Origin of the sequence: Actinobacillus ureae ATCC 25976 (assembly GCF_000188255.1) — a bacterium.
Classification (GTDB): Bacteria; Pseudomonadota; Gammaproteobacteria; order Enterobacterales; family Pasteurellaceae; genus Actinobacillus; species Actinobacillus ureae.
The window spans coordinates 165,847-181,854 of record NZ_GL831080.1 but is presented as its reverse complement, the minus strand read 5'-3'; the positions used below and the strand labels follow the sequence as shown (position 1 = coordinate 181,854).

Annotated in this window: 15 protein-coding genes and 4 pseudogenes; 8 read left to right on the top strand and 11 right to left on the bottom strand. The window is 38.7% G+C overall.

Annotation, left to right across the window (positions count from 1 at the left end; all coding sequences use genetic code 11):
* Positions 1–44: 44 nt before the first annotated feature.
* The 8 genes from HMPREF0027_RS00905 to HMPREF0027_RS00875 all read right to left on the bottom strand — a co-directional run bounded on the left by HMPREF0027_RS00905 (position 45) and on the right by HMPREF0027_RS00875 (position 6,162).
* Entirely contained in the window at positions 45–2,909 is a 2,865-nt protein-coding gene (locus tag HMPREF0027_RS00905) for a valine--tRNA ligase (protein ID WP_005621320.1), read from the bottom strand.
* Between the two features lie 47 nt (positions 2,910–2,956).
* Positions 2,957–3,595, bottom strand: coding sequence for a phospholipase D-like domain-containing protein (locus tag HMPREF0027_RS00900; protein WP_005621317.1), 639 nt, complete (start codon positions 3,593–3,595; stop codon positions 2,957–2,959).
* 22 nt (positions 3,596–3,617) lie between these two features.
* A complete protein-coding gene (yqfB, locus tag HMPREF0027_RS00895) occupies positions 3,618–3,932 on the bottom strand; it encodes a N(4)-acetylcytidine aminohydrolase (protein WP_005621314.1) in 315 nt (104 codons plus the stop codon).
* A 26-nt stretch (positions 3,933–3,958) separates the two neighbouring features.
* Positions 3,959–4,219 (bottom strand): hypothetical protein, encoded by a 261-nt coding sequence (locus HMPREF0027_RS13065; protein ID WP_005621313.1) that lies wholly within the window; start codon positions 4,217–4,219, stop codon positions 3,959–3,961.
* Between the two features lie 91 nt (positions 4,220–4,310).
* Complete coding sequence (locus tag HMPREF0027_RS13060) at positions 4,311–4,550, bottom strand: hypothetical protein (protein WP_005621311.1); 240 nt, start codon at positions 4,548–4,550, stop codon at positions 4,311–4,313.
* Positions 4,540–4,710, bottom strand: coding sequence for a hypothetical protein (locus HMPREF0027_RS12060; protein WP_005621309.1), 171 nt, complete (start codon positions 4,708–4,710; stop codon positions 4,540–4,542). The genes HMPREF0027_RS13060 and HMPREF0027_RS12060 overlap by 11 nt, the downstream gene beginning before the upstream one ends.
* Before the next feature lie 581 nt (positions 4,711–5,291).
* Positions 5,292–5,723, bottom strand: a complete 432-nt coding sequence (locus HMPREF0027_RS00880; RefSeq protein WP_005621305.1) for a GNAT family N-acetyltransferase — start codon at positions 5,721–5,723, stop codon at positions 5,292–5,294.
* A gap of 1 nt (position 5,724) precedes the next feature.
* Entirely contained in the window at positions 5,725–6,162 is a 438-nt protein-coding gene (locus tag HMPREF0027_RS00875; RefSeq protein ID WP_005621303.1) for a DNA polymerase III subunit chi, read from the bottom strand.
* 298 nt (positions 6,163–6,460) lie between these two features.
* Between HMPREF0027_RS00875 and lysM the strand changes: the two genes are divergently transcribed.
* The 6 genes from lysM to cysE all read left to right on the top strand — a co-directional run bounded on the left by lysM (position 6,461) and on the right by cysE (position 11,550).
* Positions 6,461–6,904: a peptidoglycan-binding protein LysM gene (lysM, locus tag HMPREF0027_RS00870; protein WP_005621301.1), complete on the top strand. Its 444-nt coding sequence runs from the start codon at positions 6,461–6,463 to the stop codon at positions 6,902–6,904.
* A gap of 207 nt (positions 6,905–7,111) precedes the next feature.
* Positions 7,112–8,413 (top strand): trigger factor, encoded by a 1,302-nt coding sequence (gene tig / locus HMPREF0027_RS00865; RefSeq protein ID WP_005621299.1) that lies wholly within the window; start codon positions 7,112–7,114, stop codon positions 8,411–8,413.
* 132 nt (positions 8,414–8,545) lie between these two features.
* On the top strand, positions 8,546–8,995 hold the full coding sequence (locus HMPREF0027_RS00860; RefSeq protein ID WP_005621297.1) for a rhodanese-like domain-containing protein: 450 nt from the start codon (positions 8,546–8,548) through the stop codon (positions 8,993–8,995).
* A 22-nt stretch (positions 8,996–9,017) separates the two neighbouring features.
* Positions 9,018–9,515, top strand: coding sequence for a protein-export chaperone SecB (secB, locus tag HMPREF0027_RS00855; protein WP_005621295.1), 498 nt, complete (start codon positions 9,018–9,020; stop codon positions 9,513–9,515).
* A gap of 197 nt (positions 9,516–9,712) precedes the next feature.
* Positions 9,713–10,723, top strand: a complete 1,011-nt coding sequence (gene gpsA, locus HMPREF0027_RS00850) for an NAD(P)H-dependent glycerol-3-phosphate dehydrogenase (protein WP_044024198.1) — start codon at positions 9,713–9,715, stop codon at positions 10,721–10,723.
* A gap of 11 nt (positions 10,724–10,734) precedes the next feature.
* Complete coding sequence (gene cysE / locus HMPREF0027_RS00845; RefSeq protein WP_005621292.1) at positions 10,735–11,550, top strand: serine O-acetyltransferase; 816 nt, start codon at positions 10,735–10,737, stop codon at positions 11,548–11,550.
* Positions 11,551–11,671: 121 nt separating this feature from the next.
* Here the strand turns inward: cysE and erpA are convergent, their stop codons facing one another.
* Positions 11,672–12,013, bottom strand: coding sequence for an iron-sulfur cluster insertion protein ErpA (gene erpA, locus HMPREF0027_RS00840; protein WP_005621291.1), 342 nt, complete (start codon positions 12,011–12,013; stop codon positions 11,672–11,674).
* Between the two features lie 207 nt (positions 12,014–12,220).
* Here erpA and HMPREF0027_RS00835 point away from each other — a divergent pair.
* Together HMPREF0027_RS00835 and HMPREF0027_RS11420 are read left to right on the top strand one after the other, a co-directional pair.
* Positions 12,221–13,010, top strand: a pseudogene (locus HMPREF0027_RS00835) (ABC transporter permease).
* Positions 13,010–13,306, top strand: a pseudogene (locus HMPREF0027_RS11420) (ATP-binding cassette domain-containing protein); the annotation flags it as partial. The pseudogenes HMPREF0027_RS00835 and HMPREF0027_RS11420, both read left to right, overlap by 1 nt.
* On the opposite strand, the pseudogene HMPREF0027_RS00830 reads toward HMPREF0027_RS11420, so the two are convergent.
* Both HMPREF0027_RS00830 and rimO read right to left on the bottom strand, forming a co-directional pair.
* Positions 13,296–14,630: pseudogene (locus HMPREF0027_RS00830) on the bottom strand (UDP-glucose:protein N-beta-glucosyltransferase); the annotation flags it as partial. The pseudogenes HMPREF0027_RS11420 and HMPREF0027_RS00830 overlap by 11 nt on opposite strands.
* A gap of 18 nt (positions 14,631–14,648) precedes the next feature.
* Positions 14,649–15,978: pseudogene (gene rimO, locus HMPREF0027_RS00825) on the bottom strand (30S ribosomal protein S12 methylthiotransferase RimO).
* Positions 15,979–16,008: the final 30 nt, after the last annotated feature.

Here is a 16,008-nt window from a genome sequence, read left to right as displayed (position 1 = left end):
GGGGGGCAGATTAAATTTGACCGCTTTTTTACTACTTACTTCGATTAAAGATTTTCAATCGCTTTATATTGACCTTGCAATTTCTCTAAACCATTTTGGTACTCTTGCTTTTTTTCACGCTCTTTAGCAATGACTGCTTCAGGTGCTTTTGCCACAAAGGCTTCGTTGCTGAGTTTGTTTTCAATACGAGTGATTTCGCCACGCATTTTCTTGATTTCTTTGGTTAATCGAGCCAACTCTGCTTCTTTGTTGATAAAGCCAGCCATTGGGATTAGCACTTCCACGTTGCCCACTAGTTTCGCTACTGAAAGTGGTGCTGTTTCGTCCGCACTTAGCACTTTTACGCTATCCAGTTTCGCCATCGCTTTTAACAAGCGGTCGTTTTCTGCAAGAATTTTGCGTTGCTCGTCAGATACGTTGCGAACAAGGAATTCTAAGCCTTTGCTTGGTGCGATATTGCTTTCCGCACGAATGTTACGCACAGCGATGATTAACTCTTTAATCCAGCCGATTTGCATTTCTGCAGATTCGTCTAACTCGCTTTCCACCACTTTCGGGAACGGTTGTAACATAATGGTATCTGCTTCAATACCGGCAAAGCCTTTCACTTTCTGCCAAATTTCTTCAGTGATGAACGGCATAATTGGGTGTGCTAAACGTAATAATTTTTCTAACACGTGAACCAAGGTTTGGCTTGCTGCACGGATTTGTGCTGCATTACCGTTTGCAAATACTGGTTTAGTCAATTCTAAATACCAGTCACAGAATTGGTTCCAGGTAAATTCATAAATCGCATTGGCACAAAGGTCGAAACGATATTGGCTTAATGAGTTACGGAAAGTTTCCACTGTGCGATTGAATTCCGATTGAATCCAACGATCGGCTAATGAAAACTCGATCTCGCCTTCGCTTAAATCTAATTTGTCATTCGTTAATACGAAACGGCTTGCATTCCATAATTTATTACAGAAGTTGCGGTAGCCTTCTAAACGTTTCATATCCCAGTTGATATCACGACCGTTTGAAGCCAACGCAGCTAATGTGAAACGTAATGCGTCTGTACCGTGAGCCGCAATGCCTTCTGCAAACTCTTTGCGGGTTGCTTTGGCAATTTTCTCTGCTAATTGCGGCTGCATCATATTGCCAGTGCGTTTTTTAAGTAAATCTTCAAGGCTGATACCGTCAATCATATCGATTGGATCAAGTACGTTACCTTTTGATTTCGACATTTTTTGACCTTGCTCATCACGGATCAAGCCTGTTACGTACACCGTTTTGAATGGCACTTGTGGTTTGCCATTTTCATCTTTCACAAAATGCATCGTAAACATAATCATACGCGCAACCCAGAAGAAGATGATATCGAAGCCGGTAATCAACACATCCGTTGGGTGGAACATTTTGAGCTCTTTGGTTTGCTCTGGCCAGCCTAAGGTAGAGAACGTCCATAAGCCTGATGAGAACCATGTGTCTAACACATCTTCATCTTGCTTGAGTTCAACCGCAGAATCTAAATTGTATTTTGACCGCACTTCTTCTTCGTTACGCGCGACATAAACATTACCTTCCGCGTCATACCACGCTGGAATACGGTGTCCCCACCAAAGTTGGCGAGAGATACACCAATCTTGAATATCACGCATCCAAGAGAAGTAAAGATTTTCATATTGTTTCGGCACAAATTGGATTTCGCCATCTTCCACTGCTTTAATCGCTACATCAGCAAGCGGTTTTACGCTCACATACCATTGGTCTGTAAGCATTGGCTCGATTGGCACACCACCACGGTCGCCATAAGGCACTTTCAAATCGTGTGGTTTAATTTCATCTAAAAGCCCTAACGCTTCAAAATCTGCCACGATTTTTTTACGTGCAGCGAAACGCTCTAAACCATGGAAATCCGCAGGAATAATCGCTTCATAACCCTCAAGTGGTTTGCCGTCAGTACCGATAATTTCCGCTTCATCACGAATATCTGCGTTTAAGGTTAATACATTGACCATCGGCAAGCTGTGACGTTTACCCACTTCATAGTCGTTAAAGTCGTGCGCAGGCGTAATTTTCACCACACCAGTACCGAATTCACGATCCACATATTCATCCGCAATAATCGGAATTTCACGGTTTGCAAGCGGTAGAATTACCGTCTTACCTTGCAAATCTTTGTAGCGTTCATCTTCAGGATGCACCGCCACCGCTGTATCGCCCAACATAGTTTCTGGACGTGTAGTTGCCACCACTAAATAATCTTTACCATCTGCCGTTTTTGCACCATTTGCTAACGGATAACGGAAATGCCAAAGAGAACCTTTGCTCTCTTTATTTTCCACTTCTAAATCAGAAATCGCGGTGTGAAGTTTTGGGTCCCAGTTTACTAAGCGTTTGCCACGGTAAATCAAACCTTCTTCGTGCAAACGAACAAACACTTCTTTTACCGCGTTAGATAAACCATCGTCCATAGTGAAACGCTCACGTTCCCAGTCGATGGAGTTACCTAAACGACGCATTTGTTGGCTGATTGTGCCACCAGAATACGCTTTCCAATCCCAAATTTTGTTGATGAATGCTTCACGACCATAATCGTGGCGAGTTTTGCCTTCTTCTGCGGCGATTTTACGTTCTACTACCATTTGGGTCGCAATACCTGCGTGATCTGTCCCCGCTTGCCATAAGGTGTTATGCCCTTCCATACGGTTAAAACGGATTAAGGTATCCATCAAAGTTTGCTGGAACGCATGCCCCATGTGTAGGGAGCCTGTTACGTTCGGTGGCGGAATTGCAATGCAATAGCTCGGCGCATTTTCATTTCCAGACGGTTTAAAATAACCGCTCTCTTCCCAATGTTGATAAAGGGCTTGTTCTACCGCAGACGGATTAAAACGGTCTGCCATTTCAAATTTTTGTGTCATTGTTGTTCTCTTTTTGTAAAACTTATACTGTTATATATTTGTAATAACTATACAGGATATATATCAGCATTATTTTTCATTAAATTTTCTAATTCATTAATTTTATCTAAACAAGATATATCAGATGCAATATAAGTTTGATCATAATTAGATATATAAATAAAACTTTTTAATTCACTTGGAATATTTTCTAGCATATTTTCTATGATTTTCTTACTTGAAGAATCACTATCGTCCCAAATTACAACATCGCACTCTTGATTCCATCTTTCCTTGCTAGTTCTATCTGCAAATGCTCCAGCACTTAAATTACTACTACCAATTATTGAAATTAAAGGAAGATTTTGTTTTCTTGCTATAAAAATTTTTGCATGGGAATTTGGCTTAAATTTATAAAAATTAGTTGAACAACTTGAGTTCTGATAATAGTTTTTCAGATTACTACAGAACTGGTTAAATTGTTTATTCCATGTTCCTCTATATAAACCATATATATCTATGTTAACTGTTCGAGTAGAATTAAGTGCACTTATTATCTCTGAACTAGTACTAAATTTATTTTCCTGAAAAAATGCACTACATAAGACATATTTATCAAAATAACTATTGTTCAATGTAGATAAAATAATGTTTCTAAAAAAATTCGGTTGTGCATCCTTTCTTAAAAAAATAGCAAATTTATACATTATAATCTCATCGTTACTTATTTTAGTTTACTAACCTAATTTCAATCACCCAAAACTCACTTTCATTGGGATAAATTGTTTTAATCACTTCTCGCAATTCAGCCAAACCCATATTCTCCTGCTTCGCATGTTGCTCCGTCAGTTCATCAAGGGTAATCGATGAAACACTTAACACTTCAATGGTGCAGAAATATTGATTATCTTCAAATCGACCAACACGCAAAATATCACCCGCTTTAAAATAGCTTTCGGATTTATCCCGAATGGTGATGGTTTTACGCCCTGAGAGAATATCCGCTTCAAAGCGTTGGTAAAAAGTGATGTCATTTGGTTGCATTTTGATCCTTAAAGAGCGGTTATATTTTAGAAAATTTTTTCAAATCCTAGATTTCTCAAATTATTCAATATTTTTTCACACCAACTTGGTAAAAATTCACTAAATTGAGTAATACAGTTATCTTTTAGTTGAAAAATCAATTCAGGCGCAATGCTAGAATTAGCATAAATAAAAATTTCATCACAATATGGCAAAACAAGAAATAAATTATCTAAACTAATTTGGTAACGATTTTTTACAACATCTTCAGCAATAAAATGCCCGCCAGATTTAACTTGCCTTAACACGTGCAAGATTTATTTCAACGCTATTAACGCCAATATAATTTAAATGCACATAAAAGCCACTTTATTTCGCCGTTTTCATTCTTTGAATAATTTAATTACCTGAAAGTGTCGATTTCATGGAAAAATCAATATGTTGCTTAATAGCAAAACGAAATAGCCCCATCACTTTTCTGCCTGCATCAATATCAGCAAGTCTTGGATTTTGAGGATTAATCTGCATTGCAATATGATCAGAATCAATCACAATTTGCACAGCATCTTGGTTAAAAGAACGTAAAGTACTTTTTCCCGAACCATTTGTTCCACAATAAAAAATCGCTTTATTTTGCATAACCCACAATTTTTTCCGAACCATCAGGATAATGTCGCACGATATTCCCATTCGGTCGCTGAAACGTTAGCACTTCACGCTTTTTCTTATCGTCCATCCACGCCTTAAATTGAATTTGCAGTTGGCGTTGTTGTTCTCTAATTTGTTCAATTTTGGTCATTTTCTTTCTCCAAAATTTGTAAGATTTTACGGAAATTAAACCGCTTGCTCAGCCGTGCTAGATATCGGCATTGCCTTAACTTTTAGCCTGTTCTTGATTTGCTGGTGTTTGATAGCATTCTTTTAATTTAAACACGTGTTGGAATTCCGGATCTCGAGCTTTCTCGTAGAATGCGTGGAATTTTCGAATTTCATCTTCTAAGTTAACCGTACGAATAATTTGTTCTTGGATATAATCGTGTTTATTTCGGTTTGCTTCTAAATAACAGGTGATGGTTACCGTTTCGAATTCAACTTGTGCGCTGAGTTGCAGATCTTTATAAGGAATACGTAGCGCATGGAAATTGTCTTGTACATATAGCCTTAGGTGTTCGCTAAGTGGTTCATTAAAAAGTTGAAGAATTTATAGTTATTGACATATTCGTAATAGTCTATGTCAAAAATATTTTCACAGCTAAAGCGAAAATACATCATTTCTCTATCAATTTGGCGATATACATAATATGCCGCACTCAATAATAAAATGATGAGAATAAGGTAATAGAGATTGTCCATCATCAATTCTTTCCATACATACAATTGTTAACGTGTTAACGCCATATCCAAATGTGGGATGTTATCTTCCAAATAAACATCGGAAATCGCACTAAAACCGAGTGATTGATAAAACTGGGCTAAATGAGATTGTGCTTGGATATATATAGTGTGCTGCGGCCAAGTTTGTTTAGCGTAAGCAATTGCCGTTTGCATTAATTCACGAGCTAAGCCGGAGCCTCGAGCCTCAATTGCAACCAGCACTCGACCGATATGTACGCCGTCTTCTTGCAGGAAGATACGGCAATAAGCGGTCAAATTCTGTTGTTTTTTTGCGAAATGGTGATAAGCGATAAGATCTTTATCATCCACTTCTTGATAGGGGCAATCTTGTTCAACCACAAAAACGGCAGTGCGTAATTTGTAGATTTCAAATAATTCCGTTGTGGAAAGTTGTTCGAACGATTTGGTTTGCCACATATTATGCTTGTACTGTTTCAAGTTGCCAGCCAAGTTGGCGATATTGTTTGTAACGTTCGCGTGCTTGGGCTTTCTCCGCTTCATCTGCCGGTACAAAATCAATAATTTGATTAAAGCTATTAATAAAGTCCGGTAGATTTTTCTGGAGCGAAATAAGCAAATCACGACGCTGTGCATTGCGTTTGCCAGGCCACGATATTTCTATCGGTGTGGCATATTGGGTAACTTCGCCAGAAAGATTATGCGGTACAAAAGAATCAGGATCCCTCGCCCATAACGCTTCATCAATTTTTAGGGCTTGTTGTTCGGTTTCGCAGGAGATCAGCACTCGTTTGCCGAGTCTCCAAGCCTGAGCACTTAATTCACAAGCCATTGCTTCGGCGGCGCTGAGATCTTCAGAAAACGCTTGGCTCAGTAAATAAAATTTAACTTGTTTCACCTAACTGCCCTAATAAAATAATCAAAAATAACAAAAGGGATTAATTTTAGCCGAAAATGTGGAAAATTTGAAATGTAAGCGGTCATTTTTGCAATATTTTTTGCAAATTTAACCGCTTGTTGTTTGAATTTAGTGAAATCTATCTGAAATGAAGTTTGTGTTAAGTGAAATTTGTAATGCTTTGCCTATTGAACCAATCTTAGTTTTGCGGCTCTAACTTTGTGAGTTGGCTATTTCAATCACCTTATAATGGTGTAAAATATAGCCTCCCTTAAACCTAACTTTAGAGGACTTTACCATGGGTTTATTTGATTTTGCGGCGAATATCGGCAAAAAACTTTTTAATAAAGAAGAAGAGGCGTCACAAGCCGTAACAGAACATTTGAACGAAGACAATCCGGGCGTTGAGAATGTACAAGTAACCGTTGAAAACGGTGTAGCAAATTTAAGCGGTGTGGCGGCAACGGCAGCTGCGGTAGAAAAAGCGGTATTAATGGCGGGTAACATTGAAGGTATTTCAGAAGTGAAAATCGACGGTGTTCAAATTGCTAACGGCGAAGCGCTTGCAGGTGATGACGAATTCTATGTGATTCAAAAAGGCGATACTTTATGGGAAATTGCAACCAAAGCTTACGGCAACGGTGCAAAATATAAAGCGATCGTTGAAGCGAATAAAGAAGTGATCAAAGACGAGAACAAAATCTTCCCGGGGCAAAAAATTCGTATTCCAAAAAGCTTATAATCTTTCAGGAAAGAAGGCGTAACCTAACGCTATTGCAAAAAATCAGTAAAATCGCACCGCTTGTTCGGTAAATTTTGCTGATTTTTTCATTTCTGCGCCATCATTTGGCGATGTTCTGCGCAATATTCCTCGACAGCCCATTGACATAACGTTACAATGGATGTCTATTTCTGTATCTTTTATATACCCACAACTTGAGGTTTAAGAATGTCAATTTCTATTGAAACTTTAGAAGGCTTACAACGCCGCGTAACTATTACTGTAGCTGCAGACAAAATCGAAGCGGCTTATAAAGAACAATTAAAAGGCTATGCGAAAAATGCTCGTGTAGACGGTTTCCGTAAAGGTAAAGTACCACACGCAATTATTGAACAACGTTTCGGTTTAGCGGCTCGCCAAGATGTATTATCTGATGAAATGCAACGTGCGTTCTTTGATGCAGTAATCGCTGAGAAAATCAACCTTGCAGGTCGTCCTACATTCACTCCTAACAACTACCAACCAGGCCAAGAGTTCAGCTTCACTGCAACTTTTGAAGTATTCCCAGAAGTTGAATTAAAAGGTTTAGAAAACATCGAAGTTGAAAAACCGGTTGTAGAAATCACTGAAGCTGATTTAGACAAAATGATCGATGTTTTACGTAAACAACAAGCAACTTGGGCTAAATCTCAAGAAGCTGCACAAGCGGAAGACCGTGTTGTGATCGATTTCGTAGGTTCTGTTGACGGTGAAGAATTCGAAGGCGGTAAAGCGACAGACTTCACTTTAGCAATGGGTCAAGGCCGTATGATCCCTGGTTTTGAAGAAGGCATCGTTGGTCACAAAGCTGGCGAACAATTCGATATTGATGTAACTTTCCCTGAAGAATATCACGCTGAAAACTTAAAAGGTAAAGCGGCGAAATTCGCAATCACACTTAAGAAAGTAGAAAGCATCGTATTACCTGAATTAACAGAAGAATTCGTGAAAAAATTTGGTTCAGCAAAAACTGTAGAAGATTTACGTGCAGAAATTAAGAAAAATATGCAACGTGAACTTAAAAATGCAGTAACTGCACGTGTTAAAAACCAAGTAATCAACGGTTTAATCGCACAAAACGAAATTGAAGTACCAGCTGCAGCAGTAGCGGAAGAAGTTGATGTACTACGTCGTCAAGCGGTTCAACGTTTCGGTGGTAAACCTGAAATGGCTGCACAATTACCGGCTGAATTGTTTGAGGCAGATGCAAAACGTCGTGTTCAAGTAGGTTTATTACTTTCAACTGTTATCGGTACTAACGAATTAAAAGTTGATGAAAAACGTGTTGAAGAAACGATTGCAGAAATTGCTTCAGCTTACGAGCAACCGGCAGAAGTTGTTGCTCACTACGCGAAAAACCGTCAGCTAACCGAAAATATCCGTAATGTGGTATTAGAAGAACAAGCGGTGGAAGCAGTACTTGCAAAAGCGAAAGTAACTGAAAAAGCAACCTCTTTTGATGAAGTAATGGCTCAACAAGCTCAGGGCTAATTCTCAAATACAAAGCTCTCCGTTTTGGAGGGCTTTTAATTAGCATTTTATAAGCGGTTGATTTTAGAAAAAAATTTGCAAAAATTTCTCTAAAAATAACCGCTTTTATTTTAACCAAAAGAGAATTTAGTCATGGATTTAACCTTTACTCAACAGCTTCAACAATTTGTTAGCGCTCATCCAATTCTTGTGTTTGCATGGATTGCGGTGTTTGTTGCAGTGTTATTTAGCCTCTATAAAGGCGCTACCAGTAAATTTAAAACAATCGAAAATGCACAAGCGACACAACTTGTGAACAAAGAAGAGGGGGTATTCCTCGATTTACGTTCAGAAGATGAGTTCCGCTCAGGTCATATCGTAGATAGCCACCATATTCTGCCAAGCGAAATCAAAGCGAATAATGTTCACCCGATTGAAAAATATAAAGATCGTCCGGTAATCTTGGTTGATACTAATGGTTTTTCTGCTGGGTCAAGCGCAGATTTACTTGCAAAACAAGGCTTTAGCAAAGTATATGTGCTAAAAGAAGGTATTTTAGGCTGGCGTTCGGCAAACCTTCCAACCGTTAAAAAACATAAATAATTTAGTTAATTAAGGAAATATTATGGCTGAAGAAAATCAAGTTGCTGCTCAAGAAGAACAGCTCCCATTTGAACTTCAAATTCAACGTATTTATATCAAAGACGTTTCGTTTGAAGCACCGAACTTACCAACTATTTTTCATCAAGAGTGGAAACCGCAATTAGGCTTCGAGCTTGATACTGAAACAAAACAGTTAGATGAAGACCTTTATGAAGTGGTATTACACATTAATGTTTCAACCACATTAGAAGATAGTAGTGATACTGCATTTATCTGTGAAGTAAAACAAGCGGGTGTATTTACAATTAAGGGCTTAGAAGGTCTTCAATTAGCACATTGTTTAGCATCACAATGTCCTAATGTGCTTTATCCTTATGCACGTGAATTAATCGCTAGCTTAGTAAATCGTGGTACATTCCCAGCATTGAATTTATCACCGGTAAACTTCGATGCGCTGTTTATGGATTACTTACAACGCCAAGAAGCAGAGCAAAACGCAGAAGCGCCAGTAGTAAACTAGTCTTTTTTAAAGGTATGCAATTTTGCATACCTTTTTCTTTACCTCTCCAATTCTGCTTATCACAACGTAAAACTTTGTATAGGTTTAAGTTGCCTGAATTGACGGATTCACATCAAATGATATATTGAGCCTTTCTATTTTAGTTAGTCCATTTTGATTCCAATCTCTAAATACTTCATTGCATGAGGATAATATTAATGAGTGAAATATATTCCGCGCCTGTCACGGTTTTAGGTGCAGGTTCTTATGGTACAGCACTAGCTATTGCGCTGACTCGTAATGGTCATAAAACTTATTTATGGGGACACCAGCCAGAAAAAATGGCAATTTTGGCTGCGGAACGAATGAATAATGCTTTTTTACCAGATATAGCTTTTCCGGACGCTTTAGAAGTGGAAAGCGATTTGGCTCAAGCGCTTGCCAAAGCAAAGGATATTTTGATTGTTGTGCCAAGCCACGTGTTTGCTGATGTATTGATGCAAATTCGTCCATTATTGAATGCTCATCATCGTATTATGTGGGCAACGAAGGGACTAGAACGTAATACCGGAAGATTATTACAAACGGTTGCCGAAGAAATTCTTGGCACTCAGTATCCGCTAGCGGTGCTTTCCGGCCCGACTTTTGCAAAAGAGTTAGCACAAGGTTTACCGACAGCAATTGCTTTAGCTTCAAATGACCACCAATTTGCTGATGAAATGCAGCAGCGTATCCATTGTTCTAAGGCTTTCCGTGTTTATTTGAATAGCGATATGATTGGCGTACAATTAGGCGGTGCGATTAAGAATGTAATTGCCATTGGGGCTGGTATTTCTGATGGAATGGGCTTCGGTGCAAATGCACGAACGGCGCTTATTACCCGTGGTTTGGCGGAAATTAGCCGTTTAGGTTCGTCACTGGGTGCAAATGCTAATACCTTTATGGGAATGGCAGGACTGGGCGATTTAGTGTTAACTTGTACGGATAATCAATCACGTAACCGCCGGTTTGGTTTAATGCTCGGGCAAGGAAAATCCACAGAGGAAGCCATGGCGGAAATCGGGCAAGTGGTAGAAGGCTTTTACAATACCAAAGAGGCTTATTTGTTGGCGCAAACCCAAGGGGTTGAAATGCCAATTGTTGAACAGATTTATCAAATGTTATTCTGTGGTAAAAATGCACATGATGTTGTCGCAGCCTTATTAGGTCGTGAACGCAAAGGCGAATAAAGAGGTTTTATATGAACGAAAGCGAACTTAACCAAATTTGGCAGAATATTCGAGAAGAGGCACAAGAATTGGTCGAGAATGAGCCGATGCTTGCCAGCTTTTTCCATGCAACCATTTTAAAGCATAGTAATTTAGGTGGCTCACTGAGTTATATCTTAGCCAATAAACTGGCTAACCCAATTATGCCGGCGATTGCGTTAAAAGAAATTATTGAAGAAGCCTATCAGGCTAATCCTCAAATTATTGCTAGTGCTGCCTGTGATATTGATGCGGTTCGTACTCGAGATCCTGCTGTAGATAAATGGACAACACCACTGTTGTATTTAAAAGGCTATCATGCGATTCAAAGTTATCGTGTGACATATTACCTTTGGCAACAAGGTCGTAAGGCATTGGCAATTTACCTACAAAATGAAATCTCTGTAGCATTTGATGTTGATATTCATCCGGCAGCGAGATTAGGCTGCGGCATTATGTTCGACCACGCAACTGGTATTGTAGTTGGTGAAACGGCGGTAATTGAAAATGATGTGTCTATTTTACAAGGCGTAACGCTTGGTGGTACGGGTAAAGAACACGGTGATCGTCACCCGAAAATCCGTGAAGGCGTGATGATTGGCGCCGGTGCAAAAATCTTAGGTAATATTGAGATTGGACGTTATTCGAAAATTGGCGCAAATTCAGTCGTATTACAACCAGTACCGGATCACGCAACCGCTGCAGGTGTACCAGCTCGCATTATAGGACAATCTTCCGTACAAAAACCGGCTTTTGATATGAACCAATATTTTGAAGATATAGAAGGGACTTATGGCGATGGTATCTGACCTAAATAGCTTATGTCTAACTGCTATTTAAGCCAATTAAAAGGGCTGAATCCGGTAATATTGGATTCAGCCCTTAATGTTAGTCTAATGCTATGGAAAGTCGTAAGACAAGCGGTCAATTTTAAATGCTAAATGACGAACCGCAGCCACAAGTTGAACTTGCATTCGGGTTTTGTACCACAAAGCGAGAACCGTCCAAGCCTTCGGTATAATCAACCGTGCCACCTATTAAATATTGCAGACTCATTGGATCAACTACCAAACCAACATTTTGGTTCTCGATAGTTAAATCACCTTCATTAATTTGGTCGTCAAAGGTAAAGCCATACTGGAACCCACTACAACCGCCCCCCGTAATATACACTCGTAAACGAAGATTCGGGTTATCTTCGCCCTCAATTAAACTCTTAACTTTCTTTGCCGCCGCATCGGTAAAGATAAGAGGGATTTGAATATCGTTCATTTTTTTCTTCTCACACCAAACTCTAGGTAAGCTTTCATTATGTACTAAGATTAAGCATTGGGCAATAGGTCAAGTGAAAAGGAATGTATGTAATATCTTTTGTAAGGCTATTAAAATACTGGTATGTTCCTAAAGATTTTTATATATTTTTTGCATAATAACCAACCATATCAGTATGGTTATCTATATTGTTTTTCAGAGGGCTAAATGATAAAGGATATTGTTGAAAATTTTGGGCATTTCTTCGCTTTTGATGAGTTACTTAAACAAATTATAGTTCGTGATGTAAAATTAAAATATAGACTAAGCTATTTAGGATATTTATGGAGTATTCTAAATCCGTTAATGTTAATGATGGTGTTAGTTGTTGTCTTTTCTAACTTATTTAGGTTTGATATCCCTAATTTCCCCCTTTATATGATTGCTGGACAGACTATATTTAATTTTATGGCTGAAGCAACCAATATGTCGATTGGCTCAATTACGGGTAATGCTTCATTATTAAAGAAAACTTATGTGCCGAAATATATTTTTACTTTATCTAAAGTAGGTAGTTCTCTCGTTAATTTATTATTTTCTCTTGGTGCGTTATTACTTGTCATGATTGTAACAGGTGCAACATTCTCTTGGAATTTATTATTTTTCCCGTAATTATTCTACAAGTTTTAATTTTTAGCTTAGGGCTTGGATTATTCTTAGCGACTGCAACAGTATTTTTCCGAGATATCCAATACTTATGGGGTGTTTTGTTTGAATATGGTTATATCTAACGCCATTATTCTACCCTGTAACAATTATTCCGGAAGAATATCAAACGCTATATAAAACTGCTAATCCAATGTATTGGTATATTGAACAATTTAGAGATATTGTTTTATATGCAAAATTCCCTGATGTAAATTCTATCTATATGGAATTCGGTGTTGCAATCTTAGTGCTTATTTTAGGCGCTTGGTATTTCAATAAAAAACAAGACGAATTTATTTTATATATCTAATTAATACTGAAACTGTAATTAAAGTAACAAATGCTACTGTACGTTTTAATAAAGCTACAGAAAGTTATAACGGCTTAAAAGAATATGTCATTAAAATGCTAAAAGGTGAACTAATGTTCCAAGAGTTTTTAGCATTACAAGATGTAAATCTTGAAGTGAAACGTGGCGAATTTTGGGGACTGATTGGTACTAATGGCTCTGGTAAATCGACTTTACTTAAACTAATTTGTGGTATTTTGGAACCTTATAAAGGTTCTGTAGAAGTAAACGGTAATATTGCTCCATTGATTGACCTAAAGCAAAATGGAAATGTACTTTCACTTTAGCACGATCACGAATCGCTTTTAATGCCTCTAAGAAATACGGATTTAACTTCATCGTGGTTGAAGCAATACCAATATCTACGACTTCCGGATTCTCACGTAATAAGTATTCAACTTTCTCAGGCGCTAACGCAGATGGAACATACGGCAATGCATCTTTCGGTAAACGTAATAACGTTTCGCTGAAGCATTCTTCCGAACCTACATAATCGTCTTCCACAATCACATACTCAATAAAGTCGGAATGGGTCGTTGCCGGATGACCTAAAGCGATAACTTGTACTGGCGCTAAACGGGTATTACTTGCAAAAATCGTTGCTAAATCCATACCGATACTCGGCATATAGAACACTAATGCACCATTTGTTTCATAAATTGAGCGAATAAACTCTAATTTGTCTTTCATATTATTGCTATCGACCAGATGGAACTCATCAAATACGTCACGCCCCGCTTGGTCAACCGATGCATTACCTAAACCGATGAGGTGGAAATGCTCAAGCAAATTACCGGCTTACCATTACGGTAACCGATTTTAGTCACATCACGATCTTGCCAACCGTATTCAGTTTCGATATGGCGGCGAATGACTTGGTTTAACGCTTTCTTCACATCATGTTTATTTGCAGCAATGTCATAGCTACAGTGCATATATACATCATGCGAAACGGCACTTGGAATGTTATTTAGGTTTTGTAACTGTGCTAAACGAGCCGGGAACCATTGTAAAATCGCACCACGTTTTGAGAATGCTGCCGGTGTACCGATAAATCTAGGCGATTGCAATGCAAAGAGGCGCACAAAGCTCCGGATCAGCATTCCATGCCGCATCCAGGTTTAAATTCACATTTGATTCCGGTAAATACAAAATACAGAATTTAATTAATGCCGCTTTTGTTGCTTCTAAGTGAATATCTAAACTATTTTCACGGTTCGGATTACGGTTATACGTTTGTAGCACATGATCCGCATTCACATACGGAGAACTTGCAAAAATAAGCGATAACCAACGTTGGAACGATAGAAAACGTTGTGCACCTTCTACTGAAATCTCTAAACCTGGATCAGCAAAAAGCGTACTCACCGCATTCGCTAAGCGAGTACAAAAGTAAACGGTTTTTTCTTGTTCAAGATCTTTTGATTGAGTAGGAAATTCAAAATCAATGTCCTGAATGCCACCAAAATTACTATCGAGTTCCGCTAAAATCTATAATAATTCGGTACAAGACTCTTCATATTTTTTCGCCGCAACCGCAGCTTCAAATGTTGCTAAATTAGGTTTTTTGTTGTGTTCCATACGAGTTGTCCTAAAAAATTAACATGTTCCCCAAAGGTCATATTCATCCGCATTCGTAATCGTTACAGAAATAATTTGACCGACTTTCACATCCTGATTTGAAATATTATCGACATATACTACACCGTCAATTTCCGGTGCATCCGCCATTGAGCGACCGATAATACCTTCTTCGTCAATCTCATCCACAATGACCGCCAGTGTTTTACCGACTTTCTGTTGTAAGCGAGCGGCTGAAATACGCTGTTGAACTTGCATAAAGCGGTGGAAACGATCTTCTTTCACATCTTCCGGCACTTGATCCGCTATTTCCGTTGCTACCGCACCCTCCACCGGGCTAAATTTGAAGCAACCGACACGATCCAATTGCGCTTCTTCTAAGAAATCTAATAGCATTTGGAAATCTTCTTCCGTTTCACCCGAGAAACCGACAATAAAGGTCGAGCGTAAGGTTAATTCTGGGCAAATCTCTCGCCATTTTTTAATGCATTTAATGTGCGCTTAATTGATCCGGGACGTTTCATTGCCTTTAATACTCGGGCTTGCGTGTTGTAACGGAATATCTAAATACGGCAAAATTTTGCCTTGCGCCATTAATGGAATTAAATCATCTACGTGCGGATACGGGTATACATAATGTAGACGAACCCAAATGCCTAAAGTTCCTAACTGTTCACATAGCGTAATCAGATTATTTTTAATCGGAGCGCCATTCCAGAAAACCGTCTTGTTTTGATTTTCTTTCGACTGATCTAATGCATAAGCGGAAGTATCTTGAGAAACGATGAGTAACTCTTTCACACCTGAATCCGCAAGACGTTTTGCCTCATCTAATACCTGAACAATCGGACGGCTGTCTAAATCGCCACGCATAGACGGAATAATACAGAAGGTACAACGGTGGTCACAACCTTCAGAGATTTTTAAATAAGCATAATGCTTAGGTGTCAGTTTTACCCCTTGTGCCGGCACAAGACTGGTATAAATATTACGTTCCGGGCGCGGTACATATTTATGCACGTGCTGCATCGCCGCTTCATAACTATGCGATCCGGTAATCTCTAATACTTTAGGATGCACTTCACGAATTTGGTTTTCTTTTGCGCCTAAACAGCCGGTAACAATCACTTTACCATTTTCTTGCAATGCTTCGCCGATCGCTTCTAGAGACTCTTGCACCGCACTGTCGATAAAGCCACAAGTGTTAACAATTACTAAGTCCGCATTTTCATAACTCGGAATAATGTTATAACCGTCTGTACGCAACTCCGTCCAAAATACATTCGGAATCGACTAAGTTTTTAGGACAGCCAAGGCTGATAAAACCAATATTTGGTGTAGTACTCATAAATTTCTCAAAAATATAAGGGGCTGTAGT